Raw genomic sequence first — 16,800 nt, forward strand, 5'->3', positions numbered from 1 at the left:
AGACGTTCCAGCTGGCTCCGCTCGCTCGCTGCGACTTTCAACCTCACGCTCACCAGGTGGTTCGCGTGAGTGACGGAACGCTGTACGACAAGGTCTGGGAGAACCACAAGGTGACGACCCTGCCGAACGGGCAGGACCAGCTGTTCGTCGGCCTTCACCTCATCCACGAGGTGACGAGTCCCCAGGCGTTCGGGATGCTCCGCGAGCGCGACATCGAGGTCGCGCGACCGGACCTGACGCACGCGACGGTCGACCACATCGTCCCGACCGACGACCAGTCCCGGCCGCTCGGCGACGCCGCCGCGGAAGAGATGATGGCCGAACTCGAGGAGAACGTCCGCGCGGCGGGCATCGAGTTCGACGACCCCACGACGGGGAACCAGGGCATCGTCCACGTCATTGGGCCAGAGCAGGGCATCACCCAGCCCGGCATGACCATCGTCTGTGGGGACAGCCACACCTCGACGCACGGCGCGTTCGGCGCGCTGGCGTTCGGGATCGGCACCTCCCAGATTCGCGACGTGCTCGCGACCCAGACGGTCGCGATGGAGAAGAAGAAGGTGCGGAAGATCGAGGTCACCGGCGAGCTCGGCGAAGGCGTCACCGCGAAGGACGTCATCCTCACCATCATCCGCGAACTCGGTACCGACGGCGGCGTCGGCTACGTCTACGAGTACGCGGGTGAGGCCATCGAGAGCCTCGGGATGGAGGGCCGCATGAGCATCTGCAACATGTCCATCGAGGGCGGTGCCCGTGCGGGCTACGTCAACCCCGACGAGACCACCTACGAGTGGCTGAAGGGGACCGACGAGTTCACCGACGACCCGGAGCGGTTCGCGGAACTCAAGGAGTACTGGGAGTCCGTTCGCTCCGACGCGGACGCCGAGTACGACGACGTCGTCACCATCGACGGCTCCGAGATCGAGCCGACCGTCACCTGGGGCACTACGCCCGGCCAGGGCGTCGGCATCAACGAGCCCATCCCCGCGCCCGAGGACCTCCCTGCCGACAAGCAGGAGACCGCACGGATGAGCCAGGCGCACATGGAGGTCGAGCCCGGCCAGACGATGAACGGCTACGACATCGACGTGGCGTTCCTCGGCTCGTGTACGAACGCCCGCCTGCCCGACCTGCGCGCCGCGGCGGAGATCGTCAAGGGCCGACAGGTCCACGACTCCGTGCGTGCGATGGTCGTCCCCGGCAGTCAGCGCGTGAAGGCGGCCGCCGAGACCGAGGGCCTCGACGACATCTTCCGCGAAGCCGGCTTCGACTGGCGTGGCGCGGGCTGTTCGATGTGTCTCGGCATGAACACCGACCAGCTTGAGGGCGACGAGCGCTGTGCCTCGTCCTCCAATCGGAACTTCATCGGTCGGCAGGGCTCGAAGGACGGCCGCACCGTCCTGATGTCCCCCGAGATGGTCGCCGCGGCGGCCGTCACCGGCGAGGTGACGGACGTGCGTGAGCTGCCCGAGAAGGAGGTGGAAGCATGACTCAGACGGAGACCGAGATTCCCGAGGTCACCGATGTCTCAGGGACTGGCATCCCGGTGCGCGGCAACGACATCGACACCGACCAGATCATCCCGGCGCGGTTCATGAAGGTCGTCACGTTCGACGGGCTCGGCGAGTTCGCGTTCTTCGACCTCCGGTTCGACGACGAGGACAACGAGAAGGAGCATCCGTTCAACGAGCCGCAGTTCCAGGACGCGAACGTTCTGGTGGTGAACTCGAACTTCGGCTGTGGCTCCTCTCGCGAGCACGCCCCGCAGGCGCTCATGCGCTGGGGCATCGACGCCATCGTCGGCGAGTCGTTCGCGGAAATCTTCGCGGGCAACTGCCTCGCGCTCGGCATCCCGACCGTCACGGCGGACCAGGAGACAGTCGAAACCATCCAGGACTGGGTGGACGCGAACCCCGACGGTGAGATCGACGTCGATGTCGCCGCCGAGACGGTCACCTACGGCGACACGACGGTCGACGTGACCGTCGACGACGCTCAGCGGAAGGCGCTCGTCGAGGGCATCTGGGACACGACGGCGCTGATGAAGTCGAACACCGAGGCGATTCGCAAGACGGCCGAGTCGCTCCCGTACGTGAAGAACCCCGAGACCCGGACGAGTTCCGATGACTGAGGAGATCGCGGTCATCCCCGGCGACGGCATCGGGCAGGAGGTCGTCCCCGCCGCGGTCGACGTGCTCGACACGGTCGGCGACTTCGCGTTCGTCGAGGCGGAGGCGGGCGACCACGTCCTCGAAGCCGAGGGCGAGGCCCTGCCACAGGAGACGTACGACCTCGCGGCCGACGCCGACGCGACGCTGTTCGGCGCAGCCGGCGAGACGGCCGCCGACGTCATCCTCCCGCTCCGTGAGGCGGTCGGCTCGTTCGCGAACGTTCGGCCGGCCCGCGCGTATCCGGGTGTCGACGCCCTGCGACCCGAGACGGATCTCGTGTTCGTCCGCGAGAACACCGAGGGCGTCTACACCGGCATCGAGAGCGAAATCGCCGACGGCGTGACGACGCTCACACGCGTCATCACCGAGGACGCCTCGCGTCGGATTGCGGAGTACGGCTTCGAGTACGCCGCCGAAAACGGCTTCGACGACGTGACGGTCGCGCACAAGGCGAACGTCATGCGCGTCACCGACGGCGAGTTCCTCGACGCCTGCGAAGCGGTCGCCGACGAGGGCGGCTACGAGTACGACGAGGCGCTGATGGACGCGCTGGCGATGCACCTCCTCTTGCGACCAGAGGAGTACGGCGTCGTCATCTGTCCGAACCTCGCGGGCGACATGCTCTCGGACCTCGCTGCAGGGCTGGTCGGTGGGCTCGGCCTCCTGCCGAGTGCGAACATCGGCCCCGACAACGCGCTGTTCGAGCCGGTCCACGGCTCTGCCCCGGACATCGCCGGACAGGGCATCTCGAACCCCTGTGCGACGATTCTCAGCGCCGCGATGCTGCTGGAACATCTCGGCTACCAGGAGGAGGCGACGACCGTCCGAACGGCGGTCGAGGGCGTGTTGGCCGACGGCCCGCACACGCCCGACCTCGGCGGCGACGCCTCCACCGAGGACGTCACCGAGGCCATCGTCGACCGGCTGTAGTACTCCGTTTTCGCCGGGTCTCGGGTCGTGGTGGATCTGCCGACCAGCGAGACGAGATACGCACCGAGCTCGACGAGAAGACCGACACCCGCCACCTGCCGGGTAGCGCCTGGCTTCTGATACGAGAGGTCGAACACCGCGAACGGATGCCGAGCAGGCGTTCGTCTCGTGGCGATTCCGTCCGCCGACTCGCTCACTCCTGTCGGTACACTTCGAGCACTTCCTCCCACGAGCCGTTCGCTTCGAGGTGCGCCTGCAGCTTCGTCGTGTAGCCGTCGATGAGGCTTTCTGCCTCGCGAATGCGGTCCTCGTCGGGCTCGTCGGAGCCATCACCACCACCGCTCAGGCCGAGCGCCGATTTCACGTTGTCGAGGAGGCCGCCGCTGTCGTCGGGTCGGGACTGCTGACCCATTCCCATCGACTGCATCTGCGCGACGTTCTCCACCTCGGGCATGATGTCGCGGAGCTTCCCTGTCTCGGCGTACAGTTCTGCTTCGTCAGGGTCGTCGGCGTTATGGATGTCGAACTCGACGGCCGTCATCACGAGCCCCCACTCCTGTCGCGAGAAGCTGGAGCTGTCGATGGTCGGCGAGTAGTCGTTGTCGACGGCCATGCGCGCGCCGATGATTCGGTCCTGCCAGTTAGACATACAGGCAGCTACGTGGGGCGGCGGTTTGAGCGTTTGGCACGCAGTCGAAAACGGTAGTGGTGCAGTTAGAACGCGTTGGCTTCCATCGAGATGTCGGCGTGGAGCTCCTCCTTGAGTGCGTCGTGGACGTGACAGATATCCTCGCCCGTCTCGATGAGCGTGTCGTAGTCCTCGTCGTCCACGTCGGCTTCGACCTTGATGAGGAAGCTGATGTCGGTGAGGTCGTCGTCATCGTCGAGGTTCGCCTCCACGTCGATCTCGACGCGTCCGAGGTCGTCGTAGCCGTTCTTCTGGCCGGCGACGCGGAACGCCGGGATGTAACAGGAGGCGTAGTCGGCCGCGAGTACCTGCTGTGCGGTCGGGCCGTCCTCGCCGAGCGCGTCGACCGTCAGCTCGTAGTTTCCGACCCGCGAAACGACCGTATATCCCTCTTCACAGACACTGTTGGCTTCGATGTCAGCTGGCATTACAGCCGGGACGAGGGTCGCCAGGGTTAAAAATGATGCCTCGTCGGTCAGGTCGGCCGAATCTCAGTACGCGTCGCCGTCGAGCGTGAAGCTCTCGTCGCCATCGAGGACGACGACTTCGGCGTCGCTGCCGGTCGCCTTCACCTCGCGGACGAAGTCGTCGGTGTCGACCTCGATGGCTGGGAACGTGTCGTAGTGCATCGGGAACGCGTAGTCGACGTCCAGCCAGTCGACGGCGATGGCAGCCTGTGTCGGCCCCATCGTGTAGTGGTCACCGATGGGGAGTGCCGCTGCGTCGGGTTCGAGGAAGGGGCCGATGACCTCGCGCATTTCGACCATCAGGCTGGTGTCGCCGGCGTGATAGAACGTCGTCGACTCGGGGTCGGACTCCTGTGTCGGCTTCGAGTCGGAGATGACGTAGCCCGCGGGCATCCCGCCGGACGTGCCGTAGCCCGTGTCGATACCGTTCGAGTGGTCGGCACGGACCATCGTGACGAACGCGTCGCCGAGTTCGATCGTGCCACCGAGGTTCATGCCGGTACTGTCCTCGATGCCATACTCGTCAGCGAGGTAACCGACGATTTCGGGGGTGGCGACGACGTGGGCGTCACGGAAGCGGTCGACGTCGGCGATGTGGTCGGCGTGCCCGTGCGTGATGAGCACGTAGTCCGGGTCCACCTCCTCGGGGTCCATCTCTGTCTTCGGATTGTCGAAGAACGGGTCGATGAGGAGATTGGTGTCTCCGAGCTGGACGTGCCACGTCGAGTGTCCGTGCCAAGTGAGTTCCATGGCACCCTTCGATTCACTCGCGGCGACCATAACGGTTGACCCGCCGGAAGGCTCTGTCGGCGAGTGGCTTTTTCCCTGTGGCGAGCCTATCTGTCCCTATGCAGGCGGCGTTCGCCGAGCTGACGTGCCCGAACTGTGCGAAGCTGTGGGAGGAAGACGCCTCCTACATGCCAGACCCAGACGAGCCGTTCGCGTGCCCGGCCTGTACCGCCGAGCGGCTCACGTCTGCGTTCGCTCGGACGGACCGCGACCTGGAGGTGCTCCAACGACGATGACTGCCACGTTCGAACTGTATCGGGACCGCGAGGGACAGTACCGCTGGCGACTCGTCCACCGGAACGGTAACATCATCGCCGACTCCGGCGAGGGGTACACCACACCACAGAAGGCTCGACAGGGTATCGACTCCGTGAAACAGAACGCACCGGACGCGCCCGTCGAATCGGTCGACGAGTAGCGACAATCACTTTCTTCACCCCCGCGTTCCGCCGACATGGACATCGCCGTTTTCGACGTCGAGGACCCCCGGTTCGACGACGCGCTCGCCATCCGAACGCGCGTGTTCGTCGAGGAGCAGGACGTGCCGATGGACCGCGAGGTCGACGGGCTCGACGACGAAGCGACACACTTTCTCGTGACCGACGACGAGCCGCTCGCGACCGCACGCGTCAGAGACCACGACGGAGAACTGAAGGTGGAGCGCGTCGCGGTTCTCGCCGACCATCGCGGCGAGGGCTACGGTGCGGCCGTGATGGACGCGGTCGAATCGTGGGGGCGCGAGTCCGGGTACGACGAGGTCGTCCTCCACGCTCAGGTCCCGGTCGTCGAGTTCTACGAGCGACTCGGCTACGACGTGGAAGGCGAGGAGTTCGAGGACGCGGGTATCCCACACCGGACGATGCGCAAGCGGCTGTAGCCGTCGACACCGCTAACCGGTGGCCGGACGTATCGTCTCACATGGCTGTCGAGTCCTCGCCAGCTGATGAATCGAGCACGCTGCTCCCTGACTGGGTCTGGGACCGGCACGCGAACCCGTGGAGCGGCTGGACACGGGTGGCTGTGACACCCGTCATCGTCTACGCACTCTACCAGCGAAACTGGCGACTGCTCGTCGCGGCCGTTGTCTGGACGGTCGTGAACCCCGTCGCATTCCCGCCACCGAACGACGACAGCGCGTGGATGACGCGCGGAGTGCGCGCCGAGGAGGCCTGGCTCGCCGCCGGCAACGGCACCGTCGGTACCTCGTGGCCGAACGTCCTCAACCTCCTGAACGCACCGGCTACGGCGTATCTCGGGTGGGCGACCATCCGGCGGCGACCCGTCCACGCCATCGTCGCGACGGTGCTCGTGATGGGATTCAAACTCCTCTGGATCAACGAGATCATCGAGCGAACGGACGTGTAGGGAGTCAGCGCCGCGCCGCGAGATACTCGACAGCGAGTCGGTGAAGCGTGGGGTGTGGCATCGCCACGGGTCGCGTTCGCTGGACCGCGTCGAGCGCCGTGCGGAGCGGCCGGTCCGCCTCGGCCGCGAGCACCGTCGCAGCGAGCGCCGCACTCCGCGAGACGCCGGCAGTACAGTGGACGAGCAGCGACCCCTCGCGCCGATACAGTTCGCGGGTGGTGTCGACGCCACGGGCGAACTGACTCCAGTCGGCGTCGGTACCGTCGACGAGCGGGCAGTGATGTGTCGTCAGCGGCTGTGGCTCGCGCGTTGCGGAGACGACGTAGTCGAACCGGCAGTCGTGGCGCTCGCCGTCCGCAGCGTGGACGTTCCCTACCCAGAGGTCACGGTCGCCGACGCGCCGAATCACGGGCTCGGGGTCGACGTAACCGAACGGGCGAACGTGGATGTCGGGAGACGAGTCGGACATGGGTCGTGAGACGGAGCAGCCGGTGAGAAATCACGCCCAGCCTACTTCAGACCGAGGTCGTGGTTCATCGAATTTCCGGGGCGGGGGACCCCCTTCGCCGTGTACGTCTCGCCGGTGACGAACGACGCCGCTGGCGAGACGAGGAACGCCGCGAGGTCGGCGATCTCCTCGGGGTAGCCGATTCGGCGATACGTCTCCGAGCGCGCGGGGATGTCCGACTCGTCGATGCCGAGCGTGTCAGCCACTCCGGGCGTCTGGATGAGGCCCGGTGCGATGCAGTTGACGCGGACATCGTCCTGCGCCCACTCGACGGCGAGCGTCTCGGTCAAGCGGATGATGGCGGCCTTCGCCGCACCGTAGTGGCTCTCGTTCGGTGCGGGGTGCTGGCCGTTCACCGACGCCATGTTGACGATGGTTCCACCGTCGCCTGCTTCACCAGTTCGGAGGTACTCGCCGGCGACCTGACAGCAGCGATAGGTCCCCCCGAGGTTGAGGTCGGTGACGGCCTCCCAGCCGCCCTCCGAGATGTCGGCGAACGGGGCGATGAACTCGCCGCCGGCGTTGTTCACGACGACGTCGAGCCCGCCGAACTCGTCTGCGGCCGCCGCGAAGAACGCCTCCACGTCGTCGCGCTCGCGCACGTCACACTCCGCGGCGAACGCGCGACCGGGTACGTCGGCGTCGTTGATGGATTCGGCGACGGGGCCGACGCGGTCCATCGACCGCGAGCAGATGGCGACGTTCGCCCCCGCGGCGGCGAACGTCTCGGCGATTGCCTGACCGATGCCCTGTGACGCGCCGGTGACGACGGCGTTCGTTCCCTCCAGCGAGAAGTCGGGTGCGTCCATACAGGGTCGGCCCGCCGAAGGGGCTTTGTTCTGTCGCTCGTCGTACCTGTCGCCGCTGCAGCGCAGCGGTACGGATGGCAGCAGGCGTGGCCGGCTGCCGAGGCAGGAAACGCTTAACGGACACCCATCCGACCGACGAGTATGCGACAGGTACGCTTCCGCGACCCGGACGGTGACGTCCGGTTGGGCGAACTGGTCGACGACCACATCCACGCGTTCCCGCATCAGGGGCGCCGACTGGCCGGTGAAGAGACGTTCGACGTCGACACCGTCGACGTGCTGCCGCCCTGCGACCCGTCGAAGATCGTCTGCGTGGGGTTGAACTACGCCGACCACGCCGCCGAGCAGGGTAAGGAGGTGCCGGACCGGCCGCTGCTGTTCCTCAAGCCGCCGAACACGGTCGCCAGTCACGGCGACACGGTGACGCTTCCGAGCGGCAAGGAGCGACTCGACCACGAAGCCGAACTGGGGGTGGTTATCGGCGAGCGGTGTTCGAAGGTGTCGGCCGACGACGCGATGGCATACGTCGCGGGGTTCACCTGCGTCAACGACATCTCGAACCGTGACGACCAGCGCATCGAGCAGAACTGGGTACGCGGGAAGGCGTTCGACGACGCGGCGCCCGTCGGGCCGGTGCTCGCGACGCCCGACGAGGTCCCGGCCGACGCCGAGGTGCGCTGTACGCTCAACGGGGAGGTGACCCAGTCGTCGACGCGCGACCAGTTCATCTTCTCCGTTCCCGAACTCGTCGAGGAGATTTCGACGTACATGACTCTCGAACCGGGCGACGTGATTTCGACGGGGACGCCCGAAGGCGTCGGGCCGCTCTCGGACGGCGACACCGTCGAGATATTCGTCGAAGGGGTCGGCACCCTCACCAACACCGTCCGGATCCCGTAAGCCGAGACGGCCGATGTCTCGCTACCAGCGCCGCACGTCGAGAGGAAACTCATAAGTTTAGGCTGGCCTAATCCCGTCCGTGAAGCTGACGCGGCGGGACGCTATCGCGGCGCTCGCGGGGGTGGGAATCGTGACGGGGAGCGGCGCGGCCGCGTTCTCTCGGTCGGCGCTGGAGTCGGCCACCGACGCCGAGTCCGACCTCCCGTCGATCGAGGCCACTCTCGACACACTCGTCGCGACTGCCGAGGTGGTTTATCCCTCTGCAGTCGACGGGGTTTCCACGTTCGTCGAGACGTACGCGCTCGGTCGACTCGACGACCGACCGGCCCACCTTCGGAGCGTACGGGAAGCGGTGGATGAACTCGACACGCACGCCGACCTGTGGTTCGGCGCCGACGAGTTCGCGTCGCTCTCGGCGACCGACCGCGACGACCTCCTCCACGAGATGGGCGTCCACACGGCGGAGGCACAGCCCGACGGGACCATCGCCGAGCGCGTCCGCTACTTCGTCGTCAACGACCTGCTGTACGCGCTGTACAGTTCGCCGGCCGGTGGGACGCTCGTGGGACTGGAGAACCCCCCGGGCCACCCCGGCGGCACCGAGAGCTACCAGCGAGGGCCCCGATGAATCGACACCCGTCCTCGAACGTGGACGTCTGCGTCGTCGGGGCAGGCCCCGCGGGTGCACTGGTCGCCAACCGACTCGCTGACAGGGGAGCAGACGTGGTCGTGCTGGAAGCGGGGCCACGGTTCGACGACCAGGACGAAGCGCGGATGGAACGCGCCCTCCGACCGGACGTACCCAATCACACGGTCTGGGAGATGGGTGGCGAACGCGACGTGTTCTCGTCCTCTGGCGACCGCTTCTACCCGCTGAACGCCTCGCGGGTGAAGGGTGTCGGCGGCACCACCAACCACTGGCAGGGGATGGTGATGCGACTCCACGAACGGGATTTCTCGGGCGAGAACCTTGGCTCCGCGTGGCCGCTCGATTACCAGGACCTCCGACCGTACTATCTCGACGCCGAGCGGGCGTTCGGCGTGGCTGGCGCGTCGGACAACCCGTTCGCGCCGCCGCGCGAGGAGCCACACTCGATGCCCGCGTTCCCACCGTCGTACTCGGACTCGTTGTTCGCCGAGGCGTGCGAACAGGTGGGCGTGGCGACCCACTCAGTACCGAACGCTCGCAACTCCGAAGCGTACGACGGCCGCTCACCGTGTGTGGGCTACGGCACCTGCAAACCGGTCTGTGCGTCGGGCGCGAAGTACAGCGCCGACCACACCATCGAGCAGGCCGAGGCGAAGGGCGTCCGCGTGGTCGACCGCGCGCCGGTCCAGCGGCTGGAGACGGATTCGTCGGGAAAACGTGTGGCCGCGGCGGTGTATGCGACACCCGACGGCGAGGCGCATCGACAGGAGGCCGAGGTGTTCGTGCTTGCGGCGGGCGGCGTCGAGATTCCTCGCCTGCTGTTGCTCTCGGCCTCGGACCAGCACCCGGACGGGCTCGCGAACTCCTCGGGGCTCGTCGGGCGCTACTTCGCCGACCACCTGTTTGCGGGGATGGGCGGTGTCCTCGACGAGCCGACCCGACAGAAGCACGTCGGGTTCATCACGACCGAGAGCCACCAGTTCTACGACGACCCGGGCCAGGGAACCCGCGAGATTTCGGCGACCGATGCCGACCTCGCACCCATCAAACTGGAGTTCCTGAACTACGCCGGTCCCTCCCCGGTCGGTGAGGCACTCGCCGCAAACGAGTGGGGCGACGCGCTGCTCACCTCACTCGACGAGCGCTACGGGAACCACGTCGCGATGGGTGCCCTCGTCGGCCAGCGGCCCCGGATCGAGAACCGCATCACGCTCGACCCGTCGACGACGGACGACCACGGCAACCCCGTGCCGGACGTGCAGTGGTCGCTCGACGCGCGGACGAGACGGACGCTCGAACGCGCGAACGAGATTCAGCGGGCGATACTGGACGCACTGGGAGCCGACATCCGGTGGGCGGTCGGCCCCGAGAACACCGGCCCGGCGTTCCACCACACGGGGACGGCGCGGATGAGCGACGACCCCGCGGCGGGAGTGGTCCGTCCCGACCTCCGGACGCACGACGTGTCGAACCTCTACCTTCCCTCGGCGGCGGCGTTCCCGAACCCGGGGTCGATGAACCCGACGCTCACCATCGGTGCGCTCGCGCTGAAGTGCGCCGACCACGTGACCGCGCGGCTCTAGAAGGCGACGCCGGCGGCGAGTAAGCCGGCATCGACGAGGACGAGTACCGCCGCGACGGAGGCGAGTCGGAGGAACGGCCGGGCCTCGCGGGCTGGCGTCCGGACCTTGTCGCGGTCGGTTCCTTCACGGAGTTTCGAGGCACCCATCTCGACGAACGCGACCATCGCCAGCCAGAGGACGAGCATCGCGAGCACGAGGTAGCCGCGGCCGGAGCCCGTCAGTGACTCGAACGTGTAGAGCACGCCCGCCTGGTGACCGCCAGTCAGGAACACCAGCACGGCGCTGGCCCGCGTGACCGTCGTGAGTTTCGACGTGGCGGTCGCGAGCGTGTCCGGCCCCATGTTTCCGGCGTGGGCGACCGGGTTGACGCCGTACGCGAAGAACAGCACCGCGCCGCTCATCAGCGCGCCGAACAGCATGTGCACGACGTACGAGACGGTGAGGTCGATGTTCCCCAGCTGGAGTGCGACGAACCCTGTGTCCATGTGCGTGACGGCGGGCGGCCCCACCGTCAACCTACCGCTCTTTTGCCACCTGCGACCCGAGCGCCTGTATGGACCTCCACGCTGCCTTCCCTGGGCGGGCGCTCGCGTTCGTCGGCGCGGGCGGGAAGAAGACCTCGCTGTACGCACTCGCAACCGCGTGGGACCGCGCCGTCCTCACCACCACGGTTCGGATTCCGCCGTTCCGCGACTCTGTTCACGGCGTCGTGACGGACGCGCCCCTCGATACACTCGGCGGTCCCTTCCCGCTCGGGCTCGCCGCCGCGGACGAGGGCGACCGCTTGCGGGGGTACGCTCCCGAAGCCGTCGACGAGGTCATCGGCGCCCACGACGGCTCCGTACTCGTCAAAGCCGACGGCGCGCGCACGCGGCTACTGAAGGCTCCCGACGACCACGAACCCCGGATTCCGTCCCGCGTCGATACGGTCGTCCCGGTCGCGAGCGTGCAGGCGGTCGGGAAGCCGCTCGACCCCGAGTTCGTCCACCGGCCGGAACGTGTCGCCGCGGTCACGGGGCTCGCCCCCGGCGACACCATCGAGGTGGCCCACGTCGCCGAGGTCCTCGCGAGCCCCGACGGTGGGCTGAAGGACGTCCCAGAGCGCGCGGACGTGGTTCCGCTCGTCAACATGGCCGACGACCCGGACCTCGAAGCCACGGCTCGCGAGATAGCCGGACGGATTCACGAACGGGCGGACGTTCGCTACGTCGTCGTCGCCCGGATGAACGTCCCCGAGATCGTCGCCGTCGTCTAGTCGTCGCTCGCGGCCGGGTGCGCCTCTCCATCGGTGTCGAGTGGCTCGATGCGCACGCTCGACACCTTGTACTCGGGGATACCTGCGGTGGGGTCCGTCGCGTCGTCCTGCGTGAGCGTGTTCACGGCACCGTCGGCGAAGTGCATCGGGATGAACACGACGCCCTCACCGACGCGGCCGGTGACCTGTGCCCGTACCTCGATGTGTCCCCGTGCCGAGCTGACCTTGACCTGCTGGCCGTCGGTGACGCCGAGCGCACTCGCGGTCCCGGGATGGATCTCGACGAACGCCTCCGGGACGTGGTGGAGCAGCCCCTCGGCGCGCCGGGTGAGCGTCCCGGTGTGGAAGTGGTACATCACCCGCCCGGTCGTGAGCGTCAGGGGGTACGTCTCGTCGGGGAGTTCCCCGGGGCGGCCCATGTCCGCGGGAACGAACCGCGCCTTCCCGTCGGGGAAGTTGAACCCGTCGTCGTACAGGTAGCGGGTCCCGGGGTCGTCGGCGTCCCGGCAGGGCCACTGCAGTCCCCCGTCGCGGTCGAGTCGCTCGTGCGAGATACCGCCGTAGATGGGCGCGACCCGACTGATTTCGTCCATGACGCTCGCCGAGTCCTGGTAGTCCCAGTCCGCGCCGAGCCGGTTCGCAACGGACTGCAGGATGTCGAGGTCCTGTCGGGCCTTCCCGGGTGGCGACATCGCCTGCCGGACGCGCTGGACGCGCCGCTCGGTGTTGGTGAAGGTGCCGTCCTTCTCGGCGAACGACGACGCCGGCAGAATCACGTCGGCGTGTTCGGCCGTCTCCGTCAGGAAGAGGTCTTGCACGACGAGGAACTCCAGTTTCTCGAGGGCCTCCTCGGCGTGCGAGATGTCCGGCTCAGAGAGCGCGGGGTTCTCACCCATCACGTACATCCCACGGACGTTCCCTTCGTGCGCCTCCTCGAACACCTCGGTCACCTTCAGCCCGACTTCGTCCGGGGGGCGGACGCCCCACTCGGCTTCGAACTCGTCGAGCACGTCCGGGTCGGTGGGGTCGCGGTAGCCCGGCAGCTTGTTCGGGAGCGTCCCCATGTCACCGCCGCCACCCTGGACGTTGTTGTGGCCGCGGAACGGCGAGAGCCCGGCGTTGGGCTTGCCGACCTGCCCGAGCACGAGCGCGAGGTTCGCCATCGCGAGCACGTTCCCGGTGCCGTGGCTGTGCTGCGTGAGACCCATCGCCCACCCGAACACGACGTTCTCGGCGGCGGCGAGGGTCTCCGCCGCCCGCTGGAGGTCCTCGGGCGAGACGCCGGCCAGCCGCTCGACCTCCTCGGGGGTGAACGCCGCGACCTTCTCGCGCAGTTCGTCGAAGTCGTGGACGTGCTCTTCGACGAACTCGGCGTCGTACAGGTCGTGTTCGATGACGTACCGGGTGAGGCCGTTCAGCCACGCGATGTCGTAGCCGGGGTTCGTGCGAACGTACTGGTCGGCGTGCTCGGCGATACCGATCTTTCGGGGCTCGAAGACGACCAGCTCGGCGCCATCGCGGACGTTCTGTTTGATTCGGGTGGCGAGCACAGGGTGGCTCTCGGTCGTGTTCGAGCCCGAGATGAGGTAGGCGTCCGCGCCGGCCACGTCCCGAATCGAGTTCGACATCGCGCCGTAGCCGACGGTCTGGAGCAGCGCCGCCACCGTCGAGGAGTGACAGAGCCGCGCGCAGTTGTCGATGTTCTTCGTCCCGAGCACCGCGCGGGCGAACTTCTGCATCAGATAGTTCTCCTCGTTCGTGCACTTCGAGGAGGCGAAACAGGCGACCGAGTCCGTACCGTGCTCGCGCTGGACGCGCTGGAGGCCGTCGGCGACGCGGTCGAGCGCCTCCTCCCACGACGCCTCGCGGAACTCGCCGTCCTCCTTCACGAGCGGCGTCGTGAGCCGGTCGTCGCTCCCGACGAACTCGTAGCCGAACTTCCCCTTCACGCACGTCGAGAAGTCGTTGGCCGGTGCACCGTCGGGGTCCGTGGCTCGCACCCCCCGCACCTCGTCGTCGGTGGCGTAGACGTCGAACCGACAGCCCACCGCACAGTAGCCACAGGTCGTCTCGGTCACGTCGACGCCCCGCATCCGCCCCTTGGCGGTCAGTTTGGCGATGTCGAACAGTCGTCCCTCCGAGAGCGTGTGCTTCGCGACGGCCTCGGCGGCGTGCTCGCCCATCACGAAGGCGTCTTCGGCGGCCTCGCGTGCCTGCCGTTTGGCCCGCTGCATGAACCCGGCGACGCCCGGTTCGGGTTCGGAGTCGGGCTCCGACTGCTTCCGTGGGATGGTCTTCCCCACCGAGTTCTTCTGGTTGAACCCCGGGAGCGGGAGCGTCGTCATCTCGGTCATCCCCTGCTCGACGAGCGACCCGGTCGGACAGACCGTCGCGCAGTGCCCACAGGAGACGCACGTCGAGTCGGCCATCCCCTCGGCGCCGTTCTGGAAGCCGATGCGCGTGTCCTCGCCGCTCCCTTCGATGCGCAGGACGCCTTCGACCTGCACGTCGTTGCAGGCGTCGACACAGCGGTTACAGAGGATGCACTTGTTGCGGTCGATCTGGATGTTCGGCGAGGAGTCGTCGAGCGGTTCGTACGCGTCGCGGTCGTCGAAGACACCGTAGCGCGGGTGTTCGACCCCGCTCTCGATGGCCGTGTCCTGTAGCTCACACCGACCGTTCTGTCCGCAGGTCGTACACCGGAGGTTGTGGTTCGCGAGCACGAGGTCGAGGTTCACGTCCCGGGCTTCCTGTGCCGCTGCGGCGTCCGTCCGTATCTCGTCACCCTCGCGCGCCGGGTGCGAACACGACGCCACGAGGTCACCGTCGGCCTCGACCGTGCAGGTCCGGCAGGTCGACCGCGGGCCGATGAGGTCTGACGCCTCGCTGTCGCGGTCGTACGAACAGAGCGCCGGCACGTCCCCGTCCGCGCCGACGGCTTTCACCGCGTCGAACAGCGTCGCCCCCGGGTCGACCGTCACCGTCTCGCCGTCGACGGTGAGCGTCACGGGCTCGTCACCGACCGCGAGCGGCGGGTCGTTCGCGGTCCCGGTCTCGAAGTCCTCTGTGAGGGGTGTCTCGTGGCGCGGGTCCTCGACCGACGGCACGCGAGGGAGGGGGTCCGAACTCATCGGCACTCACCCGCGGGACAGCGGCCGTTGGCGTGGGCTGCGAACTCCGGGCCGAACTCGTCGAGTGCCGTCAGCACGGGTCGGGCAGCGGCCGTGCCGAACCCGCACAGCGAGGTGTCGCGGACGGTCCGCGCGAGCTCGCGGACGTCGCCGTCGTCGAACTCCCCGTCGTAGACGTCGCGCAGGAGTTCGTGGAGCTGTTTCGACCCCTCGCGACAGGGGACACACCGACCGCAGTTCTCCTCGCGGGCGAACTTCGCGCGGCGACCCGCGAGTGCGACGGCACACCGGCCGTCGTCGAGCAGTTCGATCGCGCCCTCGGTGCCGAGGCGCGCACCGTGCATCGCGTCGGCGTTCGCGGGTGTCGCGAGCGTGCGGGTCAGCCCACCGAACTGGCCGCCGACGCAGGCCATCTTGAACCACGGCGAGCCCACCCCTCTGAGGGCATCCCGCAGCGGTGCGTCGGTCGGGATCTCGACCGTGGCTCGTTTCTCGCCGTGCGTCACGGTCATGAGTCGGGTGCCGGGGTCGCTGGGCGCGCCGACTGTGCCCGCACGTCCGAGCACGGCAACCTGCGCCAGCGTCCGTGGTGTGTGGATCACGGTCGGCCGGCCGAACAGCCCGTACTCGGCGGGACCGGGGGGTCGACGTCGGGCCTCGATTCTGTCCGCACCCTCCAGCGATTCGAGCATCATGGTCGGCTCCGTGACCAGGAACGCGTCGGGCGCGGTGACGACCTCCAGCGAGGTCTCGACAAGGTCGCGTTCCGTGGCCGCGGCGACGAGCGCCTCGGTGCGTGCTCGGGCCAGCTCGTCAGCCTCGGAGACCGCCACGACGATCTCGTCGGCACCGACCGCACCCGCAGCGACGAGTGCTCCATCGAGGACCGTCGCTGGGTCGGCTTCGAGAAGGAGTCGGTCCCCGTCGATGCCTGGATCGCTCTCGGTCGCGTTGACGATGACGACTGGGTCGCCGGGTGTCTCCCGTGCAGCATCCCACTCCTCGGCAACGGTCCGTTCGGGCCCGACTGCGTGTGCAGCATCCCCGCGGCCCCTGGGACGAAGTCCGGCATCGCGAACGGCCTCGACGACACGCGCACCGTTGGTGTGGAGACCACCGTCGAGGGGGCTTGGGTCCGTCGGGTCCGCCCAACCACAGCGCGCGAGCACGCGGCGGGTGCCGGCCGACAGGGGCCCGCCGCTCGGCTGTGGTGGCTCCGTGGGGTCGTGGGCGACCGTCGCGTGCGCGCCGTCAGTCGGGAGGGTTCCCGCTTCGAGCCGGTCGCAGAGGCTGTCGAGGGCCTCGGTGGTGACGTTCGTGTGAATCGCGGTCCGCCCGTCGAGCGTCGCGAACGCAAGCGGTTCGAGATGGGTGAGACCGGCCGAGCCGACGACCCGAACGTCGACCGCGTCGTGGCTCGGGGGGACCGCCGGGGTGTCGGTGGAGGGAGCGACCGTCGTCCGGAGGGTCGCGTGGTGTGTCATACTCTGACGTGACGGTGGGCCCGGTGAAAAAGGGGGCCGGTGCGCGAGTGCGTGCCGACGTGTGAGCACGC

General features: G+C 68.0%; 19 protein-coding genes. 11 read left to right on the plus strand and 8 right to left on the minus strand.

Annotation, left to right across the window (positions count from 1 at the left end):
* The first annotated feature begins 65 nt into the window (after positions 1-65).
* From leuC to NL126_RS16940, 3 genes are read left to right on the plus strand one after another with little or no spacing between them, the layout of a single operon-like run.
* Positions 66-1,490, plus strand: coding sequence for a 3-isopropylmalate dehydratase large subunit (leuC, locus tag NL126_RS16930; RefSeq protein WP_255196062.1), 1,425 nt, complete (start codon positions 66-68; stop codon positions 1,488-1,490).
* A complete protein-coding gene (gene leuD / locus NL126_RS16935) occupies positions 1,487-2,131 on the plus strand; it encodes a 3-isopropylmalate dehydratase small subunit (protein WP_255196063.1) in 645 nt (214 codons plus the stop codon). The genes leuC and leuD overlap by 4 nt, the downstream gene beginning before the upstream one ends.
* The gene (locus tag NL126_RS16940) at positions 2,124-3,101 is read left to right on the plus strand and encodes an isocitrate/isopropylmalate dehydrogenase family protein (protein WP_255196064.1); all 978 of its coding nucleotides are present in this window, start codon (positions 2,124-2,126) and stop codon (positions 3,099-3,101) included. The genes leuD and NL126_RS16940 overlap by 8 nt, the downstream gene beginning before the upstream one ends.
* A 193-nt stretch (positions 3,102-3,294) precedes the next feature.
* Here NL126_RS16940 and NL126_RS16945 read toward each other — a convergent pair whose 3' ends face one another.
* From NL126_RS16945 to NL126_RS16955, 3 genes are all read right to left on the minus strand, one after another.
* A complete protein-coding gene (locus NL126_RS16945; RefSeq protein WP_255196065.1) occupies positions 3,295-3,750 on the minus strand; it encodes a DUF5799 family protein in 456 nt (151 codons plus the stop codon).
* A gap of 65 nt (positions 3,751-3,815) precedes the next feature.
* On the minus strand, positions 3,816-4,217 hold the full coding sequence (locus NL126_RS16950) for an OsmC family protein (protein ID WP_255196066.1): 402 nt from the start codon (positions 4,215-4,217) through the stop codon (positions 3,816-3,818).
* A gap of 63 nt (positions 4,218-4,280) precedes the next feature.
* Positions 4,281-5,006 carry a metal-dependent hydrolase gene (locus NL126_RS16955; protein ID WP_255196067.1) on the minus strand — a complete coding sequence of 242 codons (726 nt, stop codon included), beginning with the start codon at positions 5,004-5,006 and terminating at the stop codon, positions 4,281-4,283.
* A gap of 98 nt (positions 5,007-5,104) precedes the next feature.
* Here NL126_RS16955 and NL126_RS16960 point away from each other — a divergent pair, with 98 nt between their 5' ends.
* The 4 genes from NL126_RS16960 to NL126_RS16975 are packed head-to-tail and all read left to right on the plus strand — an operon-like array spanning position 5,105 to position 6,410.
* Positions 5,105-5,281, plus strand: a complete 177-nt coding sequence (locus NL126_RS16960; protein ID WP_255196068.1) for a DUF7836 family putative zinc-binding protein — start codon at positions 5,105-5,107, stop codon at positions 5,279-5,281.
* Positions 5,278-5,463, plus strand: coding sequence for an HVO_2922 family protein (locus NL126_RS16965; RefSeq protein WP_255196069.1), 186 nt, complete (start codon positions 5,278-5,280; stop codon positions 5,461-5,463). Before NL126_RS16960 ends, NL126_RS16965 begins: the two co-directional genes overlap by 4 nt.
* A gap of 36 nt (positions 5,464-5,499) precedes the next feature.
* On the plus strand, positions 5,500-5,922 hold the full coding sequence (locus NL126_RS16970; RefSeq protein ID WP_255196070.1) for a GNAT family N-acetyltransferase: 423 nt from the start codon (positions 5,500-5,502) through the stop codon (positions 5,920-5,922).
* Positions 5,923-5,963: 41 nt separating this feature from the next.
* Entirely contained in the window at positions 5,964-6,410 is a 447-nt protein-coding gene (locus NL126_RS16975; RefSeq protein WP_255196071.1) for a DUF6653 family protein, read from the plus strand.
* 4 nt (positions 6,411-6,414) lie between these two features.
* On the opposite strand, the gene NL126_RS16980 is transcribed toward NL126_RS16975, so the two are convergent.
* Together NL126_RS16980 and NL126_RS16985 are read right to left on the minus strand one after the other, a co-directional pair.
* Entirely contained in the window at positions 6,415-6,879 is a 465-nt protein-coding gene (locus NL126_RS16980; protein ID WP_255196072.1) for a dual specificity protein phosphatase family protein, read from the minus strand.
* 41 nt (positions 6,880-6,920) lie between these two features.
* Positions 6,921-7,727, minus strand: a complete 807-nt coding sequence (locus NL126_RS16985) for an SDR family NAD(P)-dependent oxidoreductase (protein WP_255196073.1) — start codon at positions 7,725-7,727, stop codon at positions 6,921-6,923.
* A gap of 141 nt (positions 7,728-7,868) precedes the next feature.
* Between NL126_RS16985 and NL126_RS16990 the strand changes: the two genes are divergently transcribed.
* The 3 genes from NL126_RS16990 to NL126_RS17000 all read left to right on the plus strand — a co-directional run bounded on the left by NL126_RS16990 (position 7,869) and on the right by NL126_RS17000 (position 10,859).
* Positions 7,869-8,627: a fumarylacetoacetate hydrolase family protein gene (locus NL126_RS16990; RefSeq protein WP_255196074.1), complete on the plus strand. Its 759-nt coding sequence runs from the start codon at positions 7,869-7,871 to the stop codon at positions 8,625-8,627.
* 79 nt (positions 8,628-8,706) lie between these two features.
* On the plus strand, positions 8,707-9,255 hold the full coding sequence (locus NL126_RS16995) for a gluconate 2-dehydrogenase subunit 3 family protein (protein ID WP_255196075.1): 549 nt from the start codon (positions 8,707-8,709) through the stop codon (positions 9,253-9,255).
* Positions 9,252-10,859, plus strand: a complete 1,608-nt coding sequence (locus NL126_RS17000; protein ID WP_255196076.1) for a GMC family oxidoreductase — start codon at positions 9,252-9,254, stop codon at positions 10,857-10,859. The genes NL126_RS16995 and NL126_RS17000 overlap by 4 nt, the downstream gene beginning before the upstream one ends.
* On the opposite strand, the gene NL126_RS17005 is transcribed toward NL126_RS17000, so the two are convergent.
* Positions 10,856-11,344: a CopD family protein gene (locus NL126_RS17005; RefSeq protein ID WP_255196077.1), complete on the minus strand. Its 489-nt coding sequence runs from the start codon at positions 11,342-11,344 to the stop codon at positions 10,856-10,858. The two genes, NL126_RS17000 and NL126_RS17005, sit on opposite strands and share 4 nt — an antisense overlap.
* A 68-nt stretch (positions 11,345-11,412) precedes the next feature.
* On the opposite strand from NL126_RS17005, the gene yqeC reads away from it, so the two are divergent.
* On the plus strand, positions 11,413-12,114 hold the full coding sequence (yqeC, locus tag NL126_RS17010; protein ID WP_255196078.1) for a selenium cofactor biosynthesis protein YqeC: 702 nt from the start codon (positions 11,413-11,415) through the stop codon (positions 12,112-12,114).
* Here the strand turns inward: yqeC and fdhF are convergent.
* The gene (fdhF, locus tag NL126_RS17015; protein WP_255196079.1) at positions 12,111-15,245 is read right to left on the minus strand and encodes a formate dehydrogenase subunit alpha; all 3,135 of its coding nucleotides are present in this window, start codon (positions 15,243-15,245) and stop codon (positions 12,111-12,113) included. The genes yqeC and fdhF overlap by 4 nt on opposite strands.
* Positions 15,242-16,729: an NADH-ubiquinone oxidoreductase-F iron-sulfur binding region domain-containing protein gene (locus NL126_RS17020; protein ID WP_255196080.1), complete on the minus strand. Its 1,488-nt coding sequence runs from the start codon at positions 16,727-16,729 to the stop codon at positions 15,242-15,244. The genes fdhF and NL126_RS17020 overlap by 4 nt, the downstream gene beginning before the upstream one ends.
* Between the last annotated feature and the right edge of the window lie 71 nt (positions 16,730-16,800).

The organism is Halorarius litoreus (assembly GCF_024362405.1).
GTDB classification, from domain to species: Archaea; Halobacteriota; Halobacteria; order Halobacteriales; family Haloarculaceae; genus Halorarius; species Halorarius litoreus.